Consider the following 18,599-nt stretch of genomic DNA (forward strand, 5'->3'; position numbering starts at 1 on the left):
AGCGTTATTTCAAACAGGGCCAGACAGGTGCCCGGGCGATGGGAAAACCCTTTTCCTGACGGTCCGGATATGGAAACCTGTAATCTGGACGACAGGGATTCACAGGGCAGGGCATGGCCTCAGGAAACCGATCTCAGACGGCTCAGGGCCTTACCCTGATTACGCCTCCGTTTGCCTATGCGGTGTTGGTTCTGGCCGCGCCGCTGCTGACCATTCTGGCCTATTCCTTTTTCAAGGATGGCTATCTGACGGTAATCCGTGAATTTACGCTGGAAAATTACAGCACCGTCTGGGCAGACCCGATCTTTCACCGCATCATGCTGCGTTCGCTGGTGGTGGCGGCGCTGGTGACGCTGGTCACCGTGGTGCTTGCCTTTCCGGTCGCCTATTTCCTGTCCTTTGTGGTCGCGCCGCAACGCAAGTCGATGTGGCTGTTTCTGATCACGATCCCGTTCTGGACCAGCTACCTGATCCGGGTTTTCCTGTGGAAGGTGATCCTTGGTTATAACGGTGTCATCAATTCGGGGCTCAAGACGCTGGGGATCATTGAGCAGCCGCTGACCTTTATCCTTTATAACGTCAATTCGATGGTGATCACGCTGGCGCATGCCTATGCCCCGTTTGCGATCCTGCCGATCTTTATCGCGCTGGAAAAGATCGACCGCTCGTTGCTGGAGGCCGGGCGCGATCTTGGCGAAAGCCGGGCCATGACCTTTTGGCGGGTGACCCTGCCGCTGGCGATGCCCGGGGTGGTGGCAGCGTCGCTGATCGTCTTTATCCCGACCATCGGCGATTACGTCACCCCGGCACTGATCGGCGGGGGCAAGATCCCGATGATCGCCAATATGATCCAGGCGCAGATGCTTGATCTCGACAACCGGCCGCTTGGCTCGGCGCTGGCGGTCACGGCCATGCTGATTGTCGCGCTGATCAGCCTGATCTTTCTTGCACTGAACTGGCGTTTCCTGAAGGTGCGGCAATGAAGGGCCGGGGCCTGCGCGCCTATGCGCTGATCTATCTGCTGTTTCTTTATGCGCCGATCCTGCTGTTGCCGATCTTTGCCTTTAACTCGGGTACGGTAATTGCTTTTCCGCTGCGCGGGATTACGACCGAATGGTTCGCACAGATGTGGGGCAATGCCTCGTTGCGTCGCGCACTGTTCAACTCGCTGACCATCGCGGTCAGCTCGTCGGTCCTTGCGACCTGCCTTGGCATTTTTGCCGCGCGGGCCTCGACCCGGTTCGAGTTCCCGGGCAAGGGGCCGATCATGGGCCTGATCATGCTGCCGCTGGTCCTGCCCGAGATCATCGTTTCGATCTCGCTTCTGGTTGTGCTCTTGTCGCTTGGGGTCAAGCTCAGCGTGCTGACGGTCATTATCGGCCATACGCTGATCTGCATGCCCTATGCGACGGTGATCTTGTCGACGGCCTTCAACTCGCTTGACCGTTCGCTGGAAGAAGCGGCCTATGATCTTGGCGAGACGCGCTGGAGCGCCTTTCGACTGGTGATCCTGCCGCTGGTCATGCCGGGCATCATCTCATCGCTGCTGATGAGCTTTACGATCAGCCTTGATGAATTCATCATCGCCTTTTTCCTCGCCGGGAATGAACCGACGCTGCCGACCTATATCTTCAGCCAGCTGCGATTCCCCAAGCAGATTCCGGCGATCATGGCCCTGGGCACGGTCCTGGTGCTTTTGTCGGTCGTGTTGCTGACCATCGCCGAATATTTCCGCCGCCGTGGTATTGCCCGGACCGGCGCCAAGGATACCGGAGGCTTCCTGTGACCACCCCGAAAAGCTCCACCGCCCATCGCGCCTCTGTAGCCGGCGCGAAGCCGATGATCGAATGCCGGGGGGTGCAGAAACATTATGGCGATTATCATGCGCTGCGGGGGATCGACCTGACCATTCGTGCAGGCGAATTCTTTTCGCTGCTTGGCCCCTCGGGCTGTGGCAAGACCACGCTTTTGCGCACAATTGCGGGTTTTGAGGATATTTCCTCAGGCGCGGTGCTGATTGATGGGCAGGACATGGAGGGCGTGCCCGCAAACCGCCGCCCGACAAACATGGTCTTTCAGTCCTATGCGATCTTTCCCCATCTGACTGTCGCCGAGAATGTGGGTTTCGGGCTGCGCCGTGATCCCCGCTCGCGCACTGAGAAGGCCGCTGCGGTCGAAGAGGCGCTAGAGATGGTCGGCCTGAAAGGATATGGTGCGCGCGCGAGCCACGCGCTTTCTGGCGGGCAGCGTCAGCGGGTGGCGCTGGCACGGGCGCTGATCCTTAAGCCCAAGGTGCTGCTGCTTGACGAGCCGCTTTCGGCGCTGGATCGCAAGATGCGCGAGCAGATGCAGGTCGAGTTGATCAAGCTGCAGCGTCAGGTCGGCATCACCTTTGTCCTTGTCACCCATGACCAGGAAGAGGCGCTGGTCATGTCTGACCGTATCGCCGTCATGTTCGAGGGCCAGATCGCCCAGCTTGACGGGCCCGAGGCGCTTTACGCCCGTCCGACCAGCCGCCGGGTCGCGAATTTCATCGGGGTGATGAACTTTCTGCCGGCGCGGGTGCTGGGTGAAACCGCCGATGCAGTGCAGATCGAGGCCCCGGGACTGGGGCGGGTCGATATTCCCATGGCGAATGTCAGCCGTGCCGATCCGGGGGATGAGGGCCCTTCGGTCGGGTTCCGGCCCGAGGCGGTGTCTCTGATCGCCCCTGGGGCTCAGGGGGCAAATCGCGTTGCCGAAGGGGTGATCGACGAGGTCGTCTATTACGGGGACATGACCTATTACGACGTCCGTCTGGATGGATCTGGCAGCTTTGACGGCAAGGCCCGCCCGGTCCGAATCGCCATGCGAAACGTTTTTGGCCGCGAGGTCCAGGATGTCGGGACCCGCGCGAATGTGAGCTGGTCCCCCGGGTCTCTGGTGCTTTTCCGCTGAATCTCTTTTTCTGAAAGCGGCAATCCGCCGACGCGATTTGCGGCCGGTTTCGGCGCGTGCCACAACTTGGGCACAACACAACCAACGGAGATCAAGATGATCGCACGTTTCGCAACCGTGTCCGCTCTGGCCCTGGGCCTGTCCGCTGGCATCGCGCTGGCGCAAGAAGCTGCCCCGGCCGCCCCGGAGGCACCTGCCGCCATCCCGGGCCAGGACGCCGGTGCTGCTTATGAAAGCGCGCGCAACCAGCTGGGTGTGCTGAGCTATTGCCAGGAAAAAGGCTATATCGACGGCAAGGCTGTCGAGGTTCAGACCAAACTGCTGGCGATGATCCCGGCCGGTGACACCGCCAAGGGCGACGCCGCCGAAGCCAAAGGCAAAGAAGGCACCGTGTCGGCCATGGGTGTCGAGCGTTCGCTGTCGGACGCCGCCAAGGAACAGAACACCACCGAAGAGGCGCTCTGCAAGCAAATGGACGGCCTGCTGCAGCAACTCGCGTCGCAGGTTCCGGCCTGATCTTGCTGGAATGACAGGAAAGGGGGGCAGTCGCTCGCCCTCCGCCTCTGGCCGGTCCCTTCGGGCCGGCCATTTTCATTTCCGGGGATTACAACGGGGGCAGGCTTGCCTGTACCTTTTTGGTCAGTGCACCCCGCACCAACCGGTACGAGTGGCGGATGCGATGCGCCAGCTCATCTGGGGCCGAATCAAGCGGCATCGCCACCCAGCTGCGGTGCATATAGGGCGCCCGGTCAGCGACCCCGGTCTCGATCAGGAATTCGGCAACCTCGATACTGTCGGTCTTGACCGAAACATGGGTGCCGACCGCACCGGTCAGGGCAAAGATCTTGCCCGCCACCTTCCAGCAGTCATGGCCGCCACCCCAAGGGTCGGACCATTCGGCCCCGGGCTGTGCGGCACAGATTTCATTGACCAGATCTCGGCTCATGAAATGAGTTTTGCAGCCTCTCTTGGCAGAGGCAAGGCAATGGTTTAAGGCGGGCGCATGAAGGCAGGAACCGCCACTATCCGTTGCACCATTACCGGCTGAAATTTCAGGCGGGCGGTTCATGGTGACCTGACGACGCCCGCAAAGGGGAAGTCATGGTCGAAATCAGGCTGACGAACACCAGAACACGCCGAAAAGAGCTTTTTCGGCCTATAGATGCGCAGAATGTGCGCCTGTATCTGTGCGGCCCGACAGTCTATGACCGCGCGCATCTGGGTAATGCCCGGCCGGTGGTGGTGATCGACGTTCTGGTGCGGCTTTTGCGCCACGCTTATGGCACGGATCACGTGACCTATGTGCGCAACTTCACCGATGTTGATGACAAGATCAACGCGACCGCTCTGGCTCGCAAAGAGGCTGGCGCGCCCGGTACTTTGGAAGAGCTGATCCGCGAGCGCACGCATGAGACAATCGGCTGGTATCACGCCGATATGGACGCGCTTGGCGCACTGCGCCCGGATCATGAACCGCGCGCGACGGATTACATCGGCGAGATGGTCCTGATGATCGAGACGCTGATCAAGGGCGGTCATGCTTATGCGCGGGACGGGCACGTGCTGTTCCGGGTGCGCAGCTTTGCTGATTACGGCCAGCTCTCGGGGCGCTCGGTTGATGATATGATCGCCGGGGCACGGGTCGAGGTCGCACCCTTTAAAGAAGATCCGATGGATTTCGTCCTGTGGAAGCCGTCGGACGATGATCTGCCGGGCTGGGACAGCCCCTGGGGACGTGGGCGGCCGGGCTGGCATATCGAATGCTCGGCCATGTCCTATGAGCTTTTGGGGGAAAGCTTTGACATCCATGCCGGTGGGATCGACCTGCAATTCCCCCATCATGAGAATGAGATCGCGCAAAGCTGCTGCGCCCATCCGCATGGCGATTTTGCCCGTGTCTGGCTGCATAATGAGATGTTGCAGGTCGAAGGCAGGAAAATGTCCAAGAGCTTGGGTAATTTCTTTACCGTCCGCGATCTGCTGGATCAGAGCATCCCGGGTGAGGTGATCCGCTTTGTCCTGCTGTCGACCCATTATCGCAAACCGATGGACTGGACTGCCGAAAAGGCCCGCGAGGCCGAGGCAGTTCTGCGTCGCTGGCGCGGGCTTGTCGCGGGGATCGACCCCGCGCCCAGCCCGGCCCCCGCTGTCATCGCTGCGCTTGCTGATGACCTTAATACCGCGGGGGCAATTGCGGCCTTGCACGAGCTTGCAGGTCGGGGCGACGGCCCGGGCTTGCTGGCAGGGGCGCAGATGCTGGGTCTTTTGACCGATGAACTGGGCGATTGGATTACCTCTGGTCCTGACCTTTCGGACCTTGCCGAGCGTATGACCGCGCTGCGGGCCGAGGCCAAGGCCAGCAAGGACTTCTCGGCGGTCGATGCGCTCAAGCAAAGCCTGATTGCTGCGGGGGTCGAGGTCCGCATGGGTCCCTTGGGGGTCGAGCTTTTGCCCGGCCCGGATTTTGACGCAGCAAAACTGCCGCAATGACCGATCAGCCAGCCAAAGGGGTTGCCCCGATGACGCGCCAGCGCCTTTACATCTATGACACCACGCTTCGCGACGGGCAGCAGACCCAGGGCGTGCAATTCTCGGCGGCAGAAAAGGCCGAGATCGCGCAGATGCTGGACCGGCTGGGTGTCGACTACATCGAGGGCGGCTGGCCGGGCGCCAATCCGACTGACAGCGACTTTTTTGCCCAGGCTCCTGCGACCCGCGCGATCATGACCGCCTTTGGCATGACCAAGCGTGCCGGACGCTCGGCCGAGAATGATGATGTGCTGGCGGCGGTGATGAATGCGGGCACGCGGGCGGTCTGTCTTGTCGGCAAGACCCACCCCTTTCACGTCCGCGAGGCGCTGGGAATCTCGCTTGAAGATAACCTCGACAATATCCGCGCCTCGGTTGCGCATGTTGTGGCGGCTGGCCGCGAGGCGCTGTTTGACGCCGAACATTTCTTTGATGGCTACGCGGATGACCCGGACTATACCCTGGCCTGCCTGCAGGCGGCGCTTGAGGCCGGGGCGCGCTGGATCGTGCTTTGCGACACGAATGGCGGCACTTTGCCTGACCGGGTCGGGCAGGTGACGCGCGCCGTTATCGCCGCCGGGATTCCCGGTGAACGGCTGGGCATCCATTGCCACGATGATACCGGAAATGCCGTTGCCTGCACGCTGGCCGCCATCGACGCCGGTGCGCGGCAGGTGCAGGGAACGCTGAACGGTCTGGGCGAGCGTTGTGGCAATGCAAGCCTGACCAGCATCATTCCGACGCTTCTGCTGAAAGAACCCTATCGTTCGGTGCTGGAAACGGGTGTCTCGGTCGAGGGGCTGGCCGGGCTGACCCGTCTTTCACGTCGTCTGGACGAAATCCTGAACCGCCCGCCTGCGCGGCCCGCGCCCTATGTCGGCACCTCGGCATTTGCCCATAAGGCCGGGCTGCATGCCAGCGCCATCCTGAAAAACCCCGCGACTTATGAGCATGTCGATCCCGCGACCGTCGGGAACGAGCGGATCATCCCCATGTCGAACCAGGCTGGGCAATCGAACCTGCGCGCCCGTCTTGCTGATGCCGGTATCGAGGTTGGCCGTGACGATCCGGCCCTGGCCCGCATCCTGGATATGGTCAAGATGCGTGAAGACGCCGGCTATGCCTATGACGGCGCGCAGGCGAGTTTTGAGCTGCTGGCCCTGTCGGAACTGGGGCGGATGCAGCATTACTTTACCGTTGAGCGTTACCGCGTCACGGTCGAGCGGCGGCGCAACGCCCTTGGCAAGCGCATATCGGTGTCCGAGGCGGTGGTTGTTGTCCAGATCGGCGGTGCGCGCATGCTTTCGGTCAGTGAAAGCGTCGATGCCGAGGGGCATGACCGCGGCCCGGTGAACGCGCTATGGCGCGCGCTGGCCAAGGATCTTGGCCCCTATCAGTCGGCCATCGACGACATGCATCTGGTCGATTTCCGCGTCCGTATCACCGGAGAGGGGGTCGAGGCGACAACGCGTGTCATCATCGACAGTGCCGATGCCCATGGCAACCGCTGGTCGACTGTCGGTGTCTCGCCGAATATCGTCGATGCCAGCTTTGAGGCGCTGGTTGATGCCATCCGCTGGAAACTGATCCGTGACGGGGTCGCGCCGGCATGAGCTTGCAGGACTGTGCCGCCGCGCTGCGCGATCACGACCCCGACCGCTTTGGCATTTGCCTGATGGCCCCAGCCAAAGCGCGGCCTGGGCTGATGACGCTTTATGCGCTGAACCTTGAGCTTGCGCGGGCGCCGCTCGCCCCGAATGAACCGCTGATCGCCGAAATGCGCCTGCAATGGTGGATCGAGCGGCTTGAGGATATCGGTGCGGGCAAGCCGCAATCGCATGAGCTGCTTACCCCTTTGGCCGAGGCTTGGGGGCCGCGCGCCGCTGCTTTTGCCGCTCTCGCCGGGGCACGTCGCCGTGATGCTGCGCGCGAGCCGCTTGAGGGTCCCGAGGCAGTCGCTGCTTATGTTCGTGATACGACGGTGGCATTGGCCTTGTTTGCTGCCGAGGCCCTGAATGGCACCATCGCTGATCCTGCCGCGACGGCAGAGGGGCGTATCATCGCCGCGCAGGCCGAGGGCGTGGGCCTTGCCCATTGGCTTGCTGCGCTGCCTGCTCTGCAGGGGTTGGGACTTGGGCTTTGGGACCCGTCGCCGCAGGTGCTGGCGCAGATTGCTGCCAGGGCCCGGAAGAAACTGGTCGAGGCCAAGGCGCAACGCCGCCAGTTGCCGCGCATCCTTGCCCCGGTCCTGTTCCCCGGCGCTGGTCTGCGTGCAGTTCTTGACGCGGCGCCGAAGGGGATTGAGGCTTTGGCCAGTGCCGTGCCGTCTGAGTTCCGTCGCCGGTTTACGCTTGGCGCGTTTTCTCTGACCCATCGCTGGTGGATATGAAAAGGGCGGCCGTGACAGCCGCCCCTTTGCATTCCACGGTGGGTCACAGTCTTAGCTGCGCAGGATGGACTTGCCAGCGTATTCTGCCGCAGCACCCAGCATTTCCTCAATACGGATCAGTTGGTTATATTTCGCCAGCCGGTCCGAACGGGCCAGCGAGCCGGTCTTGATCTGGCCGCAATTCGTCGCCACGGCAAGATCGGCGATGGTTGCATCCTCGGTCTCGCCCGAGCGGTGCGACATCACCGAAGTATAGCGCGCGCGGTCGGCCATGCGCACCGCGTCCAGAGTCTCGGTCAGGGTGCCGATCTGGTTCACCTTGACCAGAAGTGAGTTGCCGCAGCCCTTGGCAATGCCTTCGGCCAGACGGGCCGGGTTGGTCACGAACAGGTCGTCGCCGACCAGCTGCACGCGCTTGCCCAGCGTATCGGTCAGAAGCTTCCAGCCTTCCCAGTCGTCCTCGGCGCAGCCGTCCTCGATCGACAGGATCGGGTAATCGTTGCACAGAGCTTCCAGGTAGGCGACGTTTTCGGCCGGGGTCAGGGACTTACCCTCACCGGTCATCTCGTACTTGCCGCCTTTGAAATATTCGGTCGAGGCACAGTCCAGCGCAAGCATGATGTCATCGCCGGGCTTGTAGCCGGCCTTTTCGATGGCTTTCAGGATGAAATCCAGCGCATCACGGGTGCTGCTGAGGTTCGGGGCGAACCCACCTTCATCGCCGACGCCGGTGGCGAGGCCGGCAGCCGACAGTTCCTTTTTCAGCGTGTGGAAAACTTCCGAGCCCATGCGGACAGCGTCGCGGATGTTCTCTGCCGCGACCGGCATGATCATGAATTCCTGAATGTCGATCGGGTTGTCGGCATGTTCGCCGCCATTAATGATATTCATCATCGGGACGGGCAGGATGCGGGCATTGGTGCCGCCGACATAGCGGTAAAGCGGCTGGGCGCTTGCCTCGGCCGCGGCCTTGGCCACCGCCAGCGATACACCAAGGATCGCATTCGCGCCAAGCCGCCCCTTGTTCGGGGTGCCGTCGAGTTCAATCATCATGCGGTCGATGGCAACCTGTTCGGTTGCATCCTCGCCGGTCAGGTTCTCGGCGATCTCGCCATTGACGGCGGCCACGGCTTCGAGCACGCCTTTGCCCATATAGCGGGACTTGTCGCCGTCGCGTTTTTCAACCGCTTCATGAGCACCGGTCGAGGCGCCCGAGGGCACCGCTGCCCGGCCCATGGTGCCGTCTTCCAGCGTGACATCGACCTCGACTGTCGGGTTACCCCGGCTGTCCAGAATCTCGCGCGCGAAAATGTCGATGATGGCCGTCATGTCTGCGTCCCTCTTCCTGACGAGTTTGGGCGTTGTTTAGCCCACAGGGATCGGGCGGGAAAGCATCATTCTGCGCCTGCGACACCATCCTCGCCCGGAATGCGAGAGGTGATCCGGGCCGGATGATAGCCGCGCGGCACCTCTTCGTGGACATTGATGGCCAGATCGGCCCAGACCGGCAGGTGGTCCGAGGCCTGCCGCGCGGTCTCATTGTCAAGAACGCCGCAGTCAAGCACCTCGATACTGCGCGAGACGGCAAAACGATCATAGCGCAGACGCGGAAAGGGTGCAGGCCAGCTGGGACCCGGGGTGACGATGCGCAGCGCCTCAAGCGCCTCAAGCCCGCGCGAATCGTGCCATTCGTTAAAATCTCCGGTCAGAACCATGCGGTCATGGCCGATGCGACGGGCCTGAGCGATGATGCGCGACAGCTGCGCCCGCCGGGATGAGCGGATCAGCCCCAGATGAACCGCGACCACCGTCAGCCCCGGCAGGCGCAGCACCAGCGCGCCTCGTGGCTCGATCCCGGGCAGGGGCAGGCGGCGGATCTCGGCCTTGTCGCGCAACTCGGGGCGCAACAGGATGGTCTGTCCGTGCCAGCCCAGTGAATTCTCACCCGTGCCGATAAAAGGGGCCGGCACCATCCCCGTCGTTTTTTCGATCAATGCCCGGGGCAGGGCCTCGGGGCGGGCGCCAAAACGGAAATCCACCTCTTGCAGGGCGATGACGTCGGCCTGCAGCTCTTCGATAACGCGCAGATTACGTTCGGGGGCATGCGGGCCGGTCATGCCGCGGCATTTGTGCAGGTTATAGCTGGCGAGTCTTATGTGGTCAGAACTTCTGGGCATGGGCCTTTCGCTGCTGGTCAGGTGCCGCAGAAGGTGCGGTGAACGATCTCTTCGGGGCGCGGGGCCTGGGCGTAATCACCCCAGTCCGGCCGATCCTCATATGGCGCGCAAAGTGCTGCCTCAAGCGCGTGGAAGGGCGCGTAATCGCCTTCGCGTGCGGAGGCAATCACCTCTTCGATGCGGTGGTTGCGCGGAATGCGGCGCGGGTTGGCCCGGCCCATGATCTGGGGGGCGTCGGCCAGATTACGTATGCGCGCGTGCCAATCCTTGGCCCATGCGTCAAAAGACGTTGGGTCTGCAAACTCCGCCCGTGCGCTGCCATCCGACAGGCCTGCAAAGACCCGGGTGAAGTCGGCCTCATCAGCGGCCATCAGGGTCAAAAGCCCCTCGATCAGCACCCGATCCCCGGTTCGCGGGGTAGAAATGCCAAGCTTGGCCGCAAAGCGCGCAAGCCATTCGGCCTGATATATTTCCGGAAAACTGTGGACGATGCGTGTCGCCTCGGCGATGGAAGCATCATCGTTGCCCATCAATGGCACAAGGCAACTGGCCAGTTGGGCAAGGTTCCAGACCGCAATCTTTGGCTGCTCGCTCCAGGCATAGCGTCCATAGGCGTCGATCGAGCTAAAGACCTTGTTCGGATGATAGCCATCCATAAAGGCACAGGGACCATAATCGATCGTCTCGCCTGAAACCGACATATTGTCGGTGTTCATCACCCCATGGATAAAGCCAAGCGCCATCCAGCCGGCGATGGTGGCCGCCTGCCGTCGAACCACAAGCTCAAGCAAGTCGCCGGCGTTTGCGGCCTGCGGATAATGGCGGGCGATGACATGTTTGGTCAGCAGCTCCAACCGCTCACGATCCCCGCGTGCAGCGTAGAATTCAAATGTGCCGACGCGGATGTGGCTAGAGGCGATGCGGGTCAGCACTGCGCCGGGTAGCAGGGTTTCGCGGATTACTGTCTCACCCGTTGTGACGGCGGCAAGCGCCCGCGTTGTCGGGATACCGACGGCGGCCATGAATTCGCTGACCAGATATTCCCGCAGGACAGGGCCTAGCCACGCCCGCCCGTCACCGCGCCGCGAAAAGGGCGTCGGCCCCGCCCCCTTGAGCTGGATGTCAAAGCGCGCGCCATCGGGGGCCACAACCTCGCCCAGAAGGACTGCGCGCCCGTCACCAAGCTGGGGCACGAAACCGCCGAACTGATGGCCGGCATAGGCCTGGGCAATCGGCTCGGCCCCTTTGGGCAGGTCGTTTCCGGCAAGTATGGCGATGCCTGCGGGGCTTGCCAGCCACTCGGCGTCAAGCCCAAGACGCTCTGCGAGGGGCCGGTTCAGCGCGATCAGCCTGGGATCGCGCACCGGGGTTGGCCGGGTGCGGGTAAAGAATCCCTCGGGCAGTCGGGCATAGCTGTTGTCAAAGTGGATCATCGCGGCCCTCCTTGCCCCACATTATCTATATCCGATTGCCAAAAAGTTAAGGGCGGAACAGATTCAATGTGTCACGCTGGCCGAGAACAGGTTCACGATGACGACACCGGCAACGATCATGGACAGCCCGATCACCGCCGGCAGATCCAGTTTCTGCCCAAAGATGACCAGACCAATCATTGAGACAAGGACGATGCCGAGCCCGCTCCAGATCGCATAGGCGATGCCCAGTGGCATGGCGCGCAGGACCAGCGACAGAAAATAGAATGAGCCCGCATAGCAGATCCCCATCAATATCGTCGGCAGGGGGCGGGTGAACTGCTGGCTGTGTTGCAGGCAGGTGGTGCCCACGACCTCAAGTGCAATGGCGGCGATAAGCGTGGCATAGGTCAGGATCGGCATGGGGACTCCAATCATTGGTCGCGCCCATCTAGCCTTGGCGCGAAGCAAAAGTCACGCTGCCCTTGAACCAGTTGCGTCAAGCGCGTATCCCACCCTCTGCCTGATATTTTCCGCAAGGATGACGCCCGTGAAATTCCTCGATCTCGCCAAGGTCTATGTCCGCTCGGGCGGCGGAGGCGCGGGCTGCGTTTCCTTTCGCCGTGAGAAATTCATCGAATACGGCGGGCCAGATGGTGGCGACGGCGGCAATGGTGGCGATGTCTGGGCCGAGGCGGTCGAGGGGCTGAACACCCTGATCGACTTTCGCTTTCAGCAGCATTTCTTTGCCAAGTCGGGCGGTCATGGCATGGGTGCGCAGCGCACAGGGGCCTCGGGCGATGATATTGTGCTGCGCGTGCCGGTCGGGACCGAGATCCTGGAAGAGGATCAGGAGACGGTGATCGCCGACCTGACCGCGCCCGGCCAGCGTGTGCTGCTTGCCAAGGGTGGCAATGGCGGCTTTGGCAACCTGCATTTCAAAAGCTCGACCAACCGCGCGCCTCGCCACGCCAATCCCGGCCAGCCGGGGATCGAGCGGACGCTGTGGCTGCGGCTTAAGCTTATTGCCGATGCCGGGCTGCTGGGACTGCCCAATGCGGGGAAATCGACTTTTCTTGCCGCTGTGTCGAACGCGCGGCCCAAGATCGCGGATTATCCGTTTACGACGCTGCACCCAAACCTTGGTGTGGTCGGCGTTGACGGGCATGAATTCGTCATGGCCGATATCCCGGGCCTGATCGAAGGTGCATCCGAGGGCAGGGGGCTTGGTGACCAGTTCCTTGGTCATGTCGAACGTTCGCGCGTGCTTTTGCATCTTGTCGATGGCACGGCCGAGGATGTCGCGCAGGATGCTCGCATCATCCTGACCGAGCTTGCCGCCTATTCTCCTGCGCTGGCTGAAAAGCCCCGGGTGACGGCGCTGAACAAGATTGATGCGCTGGATCCCGACAGCCTCGCCGAGCGCAAGGCGGCACTGGAAGCTGAGATCGGCGGGCCGGTGATGCTGATGTCCGGCGTTTCACGCGAAGGCGTGACCGATGTCTTGCGGGCGCTTTGGTCCGGGATCGCGCCGTCGCGCAAACCCGCCGAGGATGAGGAAGACAAGCCGTGGCAGCCATGACGCCGCAACTTGTCCGCGCGCAGCGGCTGGTGATCAAGATAGGCTCGGCGCTTCTGGTGGACGCAGATGGTCTGCGTCAGTCTTGGCTGCGCGCGCTTTGCGATGACGTGGCCGAGGCGCGGGCGCGGGGGACCGATGTGGTGCTGGTTTCCTCTGGCGCAATCGCACTGGGACGGCAGGTGCTTGGCCTGCCTGCCGGGCCGCTGCGGGTCGAACAGTCGCAGGCCGCCGCTGCGGTCGGTCAGATCAAACTGGCCCGCGCCTATGAAGAGGCGTTGGCGCCGCATGGGGTCAAAACCGCGCAGCTGCTGGTGACGCTGGACGACACGACCGACCGGCGGCGATATCTTAACAGCCGGGCCACGATGCAGACGCTGCTGGGGCTGGGCGTGGTGCCAATCGTGAACGAGAACGACACGGTTGCCACCGACGAAATCCGCTTTGGCGATAACGACCGGCTGGCGGCGCAGATCGCAGTCACCTGCGGTGCTGATCAGCTGTTGCTGCTTTCGGATGTGGACGGGCTTTATACCGCCAATCCCAAGACTGACCCGGATGCGCGCCACCTGCCGGTGATCAGCCAGATCACACCCGAGATCGAGGCAACGGCCGGAGACCCGATTTCCGGCGTCAGCAAAGGCGGCATGAAGACCAAGCTGATGGCGGCGCGCACCGCCGTTGCCGGGGGTTGTGCCATGGCGATTGCCGAAGGCTCTGTGCTCAAGCCGCTGTCGGCGGTGGCGAACGGGGCCCGGACGACATGGTTCCTGCCCGATACCGACCCACAGGCCGCCCGCAAACGCTGGATTGCGGCGATGAAGCCCAAAGGCGAGATCACCGTTGATGACGGCGCGGCGCGGGCGCTGGGGCAGGGAAAATCGCTGCTGCCTGCCGGGGTGACTGCTGTCTCGGGGCGCTTTGGGCGCGGCGATCCGGTGGTCGTTCTGGACGGTCGCGGGGCGCGGCTGGCAGTCGGGCTGGTGCGCTATGCCTCGACCGAGGCGCGCGCCATCGCCGGGCACCGCAGTGACGAGATTGAAGGCATCCTTGGCTATCCTGGCCGTGCGGCGCTGATCCATCGCGACGATATGGTGATCTAATCCCTGGCTTTGACAAAAGATGTGAAACGCCAGTCCGCTCGGGCTGGCGTTTTTCCTTATTCGATTGCCCGGGGACGGGCCACGGCGCGGCGGCGCTGTGAAAGGCCGCGGATATGGGACATGCGGACTGCATTCGGCCCCGGCTGCGGCAGGCTCAGCACCGCCTCGCGCAGCATGGCTATCCCGTCCTCGCTGCGGGTGGGCAGGGCCGAGGCGGGGATAGATTCACCGATCGTGACGCGGAAGGGCTGGCTTGCCTTGTTCAGCACCTCGTTGAACAGCGTCACGTCGCGCAGGGTCGGATGGATCGCGTCCAGCAGATAAAAGAGAGCCGAGTTCCGCGCCCGTATCTTCAGCGGGATGATAGGGGCGTCGAACTTGCGCGCGATCATAGCTGCGCTGGCCATCCACGGGCGCTCATGCAGGCTGAGGCCCTGACGCTTGGCCAGCCTCCCCGAGGGAAAAATCAGCCCGATCCGTCCCCGCTCAAGCGCGGTGCGGGTGTAATCCATGGTCATGCGGGTCTTGGCATGTGAGCGTTTTTCGACCCGCCATTCGACTGGTGCGATCAGGCTGTCAAATTGCGGCAGGATGCGCAGGATGTCGTGGTTGGCGTAGACGAACAGATCGTCCCTGACCGCCGAAATCACCGCATTCAGCACGATGCCGTCAGCAATCCCCGTGGGGTGGTTCGAGACGATCAGCGCCGGTCCCGTGGCCGGGATATGCTCAAGCCCCTCGACCCGCAGATCGCGCAGGATCAGGCTGGCGAGGCGGCGCATGATCTCGTCGGTGGGCAGGTCGCGGTATTCGGCCGCCAGATCCAGCGTGCGCGGATAGCGCAGCAGCCACATCAGTACCTGCCGGGCCAGCGCATGGTGCCGGCGACCCGAAAAAAGCCATGGCGCCCGCTCGGCTATCAGCGGATCAAGACGCAGTTTCATGTCCTCGCGGGCATCCATAAAGGCAGTATTGCCGTGCCTCCGGGATCCCCGCAAGAGTGGTTTGCGCATGCTCAGGCGCCACCGGCAAGGATGCGCGTAACCATCTCGGATGTATTGCGCGACAGCCCTTTCATGGCGGCAAGACGGCCAAGCGCCGCCTTGGCATGGGCCTGACGGTCAGCGTCATAGCGCGTCCAGGTCTCGAAGGCCGAGCACATGCGCGCAGTCGTCTGGGGGTTCACCGGATCAAGCCGCATCAGCCAGTCTACGGTGAAGGCATAGCCCGAACCATCGGCGGCGTGGAAAGCCGCATGGTTCGCGCAAAATCCGCTGATCAGCGCGCGGAAGCGGTTGGGGTTTTTCCAGTCGAAATCTGCCCGTTCTGCCAGATCGCGCGCCCGCGCAACCGCCTGATCGGGGGTGGCACGCAGGGGCTGGACCATGAACCATTTGTCCATGACCAGCCGGTTGGAACCAAACTCTTGTGCAAAGGCGGCCAGAGCCTCGGTATCTTTGCCCGCAGCGATCAGGCACTCCAGCGCGCCCTGCCGCTCGGTCATGTTTGAGGCACTGTTGAATAGTACTTGCGCCCGCGCCGCGCCGTCAATGCGCGTCAAAAGGCCGAGGCAGGCCAGTCGCAGGCTGCGCCGCCCCGCGCCCTCGGCATCGGGGCGATAGGGGCCCGGGGTCTCCATCGCATCATAAAGCCGCGCCAGCTCTGCCTCATGGGCGGTGGCGATGTCTTGGGCCAGAGCCTCGCGTGCGGTGCGGATTGCGTCGGGATCGGGTACCCCGCCGCGGGCGGCGATGGTGGTCGCGATCTCTTCCTCGCCCGGCAGCGACAGGCACAGGGCGGCAAAGGCGGGGTCGGCCGCAGCATCGGTCAGAAGGCCGCCGATTGCCTGTCCGAACTCGGCCCCGCCGGTCCCGGAAGTGGCGCGAAAGATCAGGGCGTCCAGCGCCAGATCATGTCCCGCCTGCCAGCGCGCATAAGGGTCGGTGTCATGGGCAAGCAAGAGCGCCTGCTCATCTGCGGTGATCTCTCGGGCCACAGTCACCGGGGCGGAAAAACCGCGCAAAAGCGAGACCACCGGCCGCGCCCCGAGCCCGTCGAAGGTAAAGCTCTGACTGGCCTCGGTCATTTCCAGCACCGTGGTCGGCAGCACCTCATCGCCATTCGGGCCGATAAGGCCAAGCGCGATGGGTATGACACGTGGCGGCTTTTGTGGCTGGCCGGGGGTCGGCGCGGTTTCTTGCCGGAAATGCAGGGTCAGGCGGCCGTCCTGCCAGTCCTCGGACAGGGTCAGGCGCGGCGTGCCTGCGTCGGTATACCAGCGTTTGAACTGGGTAAGGTCGCGGCCGGTCGCATCTTCAAAGACCTTGATCCAGTCCTCGATCGTGCAGGCCTGACCGTCGTGGCGGATGAAATAAAGGTCCAGCGCCTTGCGATAGCCGTCCTCGCCCACCAGCCGCTTGAGCATACCGATGACCTCGGCGCCCTTTTCATAGACGGTGGCGGTGTAGAAGTTGTTGATTTCCTGATAATTGTCCGGGCGCGGCGGATGGGCCAGCGGCCCCGCATCCTCGCGGAACTGGCGTGCCCGCAGGGTCTGCACGTCATGAATGCGTTTGACCGCCGCCGAGCGCATATCGCTGGTGAACTGCTGATCGCGAAAGACCGTCAGACCCTCTTTCAGGCACAGCTGGAACCAGTCGCGGCAGGTGATGCGATTGCCGGTCCAGTTGTGGAAATATTCATGGCCGATCACGCCCTCGATACGCTCGTAATCGCCATCAGTCGCGGTTTCCGCACTGGCAAGGACGAGCTTGGAGTTAAAGATGTTCAGCCCCTTGTTCTCCATCGCGCCCATGTTGAAGTCATCGACTGCGACAAGGTTGAACACGTCCAGATCATATTCGCGACCGTAAGTCTCTTCGTCCCATTTCATCGACCGGATAAGCGATTCCATGGCATAGCCCGCACGGTCCTGATCGCCCGGCCGCACCCAGACATTCAGTTCGACCTTACGACCCGACATGGTGGTGAAACTGTCGGGAATGGCGACCAGATCACCCGCGACCAGCGCAAACAGATAGGCAGGCTTAGGCCACGGGTCGTACCAGACCGCCTCGCCTTGCCCGCGCGAGACCGGGTTGCCATTCGACAGCAGCACCGGCTTGTCCGAGCGGATGGTGACGCGAAAGGGCGCCATCACATCGGGTCGGTCGGGATACCAGGTGATGTGGCGGAAACCTTCGGCCTCGCATTGCGTGCAGAACATGCCCCCGGAAAGATAAAGCCCTTCAAGAGCGGTGTTCATCTCGGGGTCAACCTCGACCTCGGCTGCAAAGGTAAAGCTGTCGGGCAGGGCAGAGGCCGGGACAACCAGACGCTCGTCATCCTTGCTGATCAGGGACAGGTCCAGCGGCTTGCCGTCAATCGCCAGCGATTGCGTCCTCAGCCCCGCGCCGTCCAGCACCAGATCACCCGGACCCTTGCGGCGAAAGTCGATCTGGGATCGGACACGGGTACCCTTTGGGGCCAGATCGAACTCCAGCCGGGTCTCGGCAATCTCGAAGGGATAGGGGCGCCAGTCGGCAAGATATTGCGTGACGGTCATGAGAACACCTTGATGGGCAGGTGAAAAAAATTGGCAAGGCAGGGAACTTGCGCGGAACACAAGTGTTAGTCGCAGGACAGCCGGGTCGCAAGCCGGGGCCGCGCGCCCTATCGCCCAGCCAGATGAAAAACCAGAAGAGCGAGGAGCCCGCAATGGCCAATTACGATCCTAACGACCCGAAGCGGACCGAAGGCATTGACCCGCAAAGTCCGGCCGCAGCGCCCGAAACCTATGTCGAGCCGGTAGAGCGCCGGGCCTCGCCGCTGCCGCTGATCATCGGCATCCTGCTGGCGCTGGCGATCGCCTATTTTGCGCTGCAGTATTTCATGAACCGTGACCAGCCCGCCACCACCGGCGAGGATCCGGCCGTCACGACCACGGAACCGGCTGACAGCAGCACCACCGAACCGGCTGCGACTGGCACCACGACCGAACCGGCCACGACGATGGAAGAGCCGGCCGCGACCGAGCCCGCCGCCACCGAGCCGGTCACGGATGCCGCCGCCGATGCGGCTAACGATGCGGCAGAAGCCGCCGGCAACGCTGCTGACGCTGCGGCTGATGCTGCCAATGACGCAGCCGCTGCTGCCGGCAATGCCGCTGATGCGGTCGGCTCCGCTGTGAATGAGGCGGTCGAGGATGCCACTAATGCCGCCAGCGACGCTGCGGCTGCCGCGCAGGACGCTGCTGAAAGCGCCGCCGACGCCGCAAGCGAGGCGATGCAGGACGCCGGTCAGGCCCTTGATGACGCGATCAGCGTCGAGGAACCGGCCCCGACCACGCCGCCGGCTGCTGGTACGGAAACCACCACTCCGCCCGCGAACTGATCGCAGGTTGACAGATATGCTCCGCCGTCCGGACTCCCGGGCGGCGGATTTTCAATTTTTGCGAAACACAGAGTTTTCGAT

Annotated in this window: 17 protein-coding genes; 10 read left to right on the plus strand and 7 right to left on the minus strand. The window is 62.9% G+C overall.

Translation table 11 applies throughout. The features are described from left to right. Window positions 1-113: 113 nt before the first annotated feature. From F8A10_RS05320 to F8A10_RS05335, 4 genes are all read left to right on the plus strand, one after another. Entirely contained in the window at window positions 114-983 is an 870-nt protein-coding gene (locus tag F8A10_RS05320) for an ABC transporter permease (protein WP_010394805.1), read from the plus strand. Beyond that, complete coding sequence (locus tag F8A10_RS05325; RefSeq protein WP_010394807.1) at window positions 980-1,786, plus strand: ABC transporter permease; 807 nt, start codon at window positions 980-982, stop codon at window positions 1,784-1,786. Before F8A10_RS05320 ends, F8A10_RS05325 begins: the two co-directional genes overlap by 4 nt. A gap of 53 nt (window positions 1,787-1,839) precedes the next feature. Further along, window positions 1,840-2,937, plus strand: coding sequence for an ABC transporter ATP-binding protein (locus F8A10_RS05330; protein WP_029371751.1), 1,098 nt, complete (start codon window positions 1,840-1,842; stop codon window positions 2,935-2,937). A 96-nt stretch (window positions 2,938-3,033) separates the two neighbouring features. Beyond that, window positions 3,034-3,453: a pore-forming ESAT-6 family protein gene (locus F8A10_RS05335; protein WP_010394812.1), complete on the plus strand. Its 420-nt coding sequence runs from the start codon at window positions 3,034-3,036 to the stop codon at window positions 3,451-3,453. An 88-nt stretch (window positions 3,454-3,541) separates the two neighbouring features. Here the strand turns inward: F8A10_RS05335 and F8A10_RS05340 are convergent, their stop codons facing one another. Continuing rightward, window positions 3,542-3,883, minus strand: a complete 342-nt coding sequence (locus tag F8A10_RS05340) for an MmcQ/YjbR family DNA-binding protein (RefSeq protein WP_010394813.1) — start codon at window positions 3,881-3,883, stop codon at window positions 3,542-3,544. A gap of 155 nt (window positions 3,884-4,038) precedes the next feature. Between F8A10_RS05340 and cysS the strand changes: the two genes are divergently transcribed. From cysS to F8A10_RS05355, 3 genes are read left to right on the plus strand one after another with little or no spacing between them, the layout of a single operon-like run. Continuing rightward, window positions 4,039-5,427: a cysteine--tRNA ligase gene (cysS, locus tag F8A10_RS05345; protein WP_152366854.1), complete on the plus strand. Its 1,389-nt coding sequence runs from the start codon at window positions 4,039-4,041 to the stop codon at window positions 5,425-5,427. A 29-nt stretch (window positions 5,428-5,456) separates the two neighbouring features. Beyond that, window positions 5,457-7,079 (plus strand): citramalate synthase, encoded by a 1,623-nt coding sequence (gene cimA, locus F8A10_RS05350; protein ID WP_152366855.1) that lies wholly within the window; start codon window positions 5,457-5,459, stop codon window positions 7,077-7,079. Further along, window positions 7,076-7,855 carry a squalene/phytoene synthase family protein gene (locus F8A10_RS05355; protein ID WP_152366856.1) on the plus strand — a complete coding sequence of 260 codons (780 nt, stop codon included), beginning with the start codon at window positions 7,076-7,078 and terminating at the stop codon, window positions 7,853-7,855. The genes cimA and F8A10_RS05355 overlap by 4 nt, the downstream gene beginning before the upstream one ends. A 51-nt stretch (window positions 7,856-7,906) precedes the next feature. Here F8A10_RS05355 and eno read toward each other — a convergent pair whose 3' ends face one another. From eno to F8A10_RS05375, 4 genes are all read right to left on the minus strand, one after another. Then, window positions 7,907-9,184 carry a phosphopyruvate hydratase gene (gene eno / locus F8A10_RS05360; protein ID WP_010394821.1) on the minus strand — a complete coding sequence of 426 codons (1,278 nt, stop codon included), beginning with the start codon at window positions 9,182-9,184 and terminating at the stop codon, window positions 7,907-7,909. A gap of 65 nt (window positions 9,185-9,249) precedes the next feature. Then, window positions 9,250-10,032: an endonuclease/exonuclease/phosphatase family protein gene (locus tag F8A10_RS05365; protein ID WP_029371755.1), complete on the minus strand. Its 783-nt coding sequence runs from the start codon at window positions 10,030-10,032 to the stop codon at window positions 9,250-9,252. Window positions 10,033-10,049: 17 nt separating this feature from the next. Then, window positions 10,050-11,465: a protein adenylyltransferase SelO gene (locus tag F8A10_RS05370; protein WP_152366857.1), complete on the minus strand. Its 1,416-nt coding sequence runs from the start codon at window positions 11,463-11,465 to the stop codon at window positions 10,050-10,052. A gap of 63 nt (window positions 11,466-11,528) precedes the next feature. Then, entirely contained in the window at window positions 11,529-11,867 is a 339-nt protein-coding gene (locus tag F8A10_RS05375) for a DMT family transporter (protein WP_010394827.1), read from the minus strand. Between the two features lie 127 nt (window positions 11,868-11,994). On the opposite strand from F8A10_RS05375, the gene obgE reads away from it, so the two are divergent. Then, window positions 11,995-13,026 (plus strand): GTPase ObgE, encoded by a 1,032-nt coding sequence (gene obgE / locus F8A10_RS05380; protein ID WP_152366858.1) that lies wholly within the window; start codon window positions 11,995-11,997, stop codon window positions 13,024-13,026. Further along, window positions 13,023-14,126, plus strand: a complete 1,104-nt coding sequence (proB, locus tag F8A10_RS05385) for a glutamate 5-kinase (protein WP_193668191.1) — start codon at window positions 13,023-13,025, stop codon at window positions 14,124-14,126. Before obgE ends, proB begins: the two co-directional genes overlap by 4 nt. 56 nt (window positions 14,127-14,182) lie before the next feature. On the opposite strand, the gene F8A10_RS05390 is transcribed toward proB, so the two are convergent. Then, a complete protein-coding gene (locus F8A10_RS05390) occupies window positions 14,183-15,088 on the minus strand; it encodes a 1-acyl-sn-glycerol-3-phosphate acyltransferase (RefSeq protein ID WP_152367340.1) in 906 nt (301 codons plus the stop codon). Window positions 15,089-15,141: 53 nt separating this feature from the next. Next, window positions 15,142-17,691: an aminopeptidase N gene (gene pepN, locus F8A10_RS05395; RefSeq protein WP_152366860.1), complete on the minus strand. Its 2,550-nt coding sequence runs from the start codon at window positions 17,689-17,691 to the stop codon at window positions 15,142-15,144. A gap of 152 nt (window positions 17,692-17,843) precedes the next feature. Here pepN and F8A10_RS05400 point away from each other — a divergent pair, with 152 nt between their 5' ends. Then, complete coding sequence (locus F8A10_RS05400) at window positions 17,844-18,518, plus strand: hypothetical protein (protein WP_152366861.1); 675 nt, start codon at window positions 17,844-17,846, stop codon at window positions 18,516-18,518. Window positions 18,519-18,599: the final 81 nt, after the last annotated feature.

Origin of the sequence: Paracoccus kondratievae (assembly GCF_009301415.1) — a bacterium.
Classification (GTDB): domain Bacteria; phylum Pseudomonadota; class Alphaproteobacteria; order Rhodobacterales; family Rhodobacteraceae; genus Paracoccus; species Paracoccus kondratievae.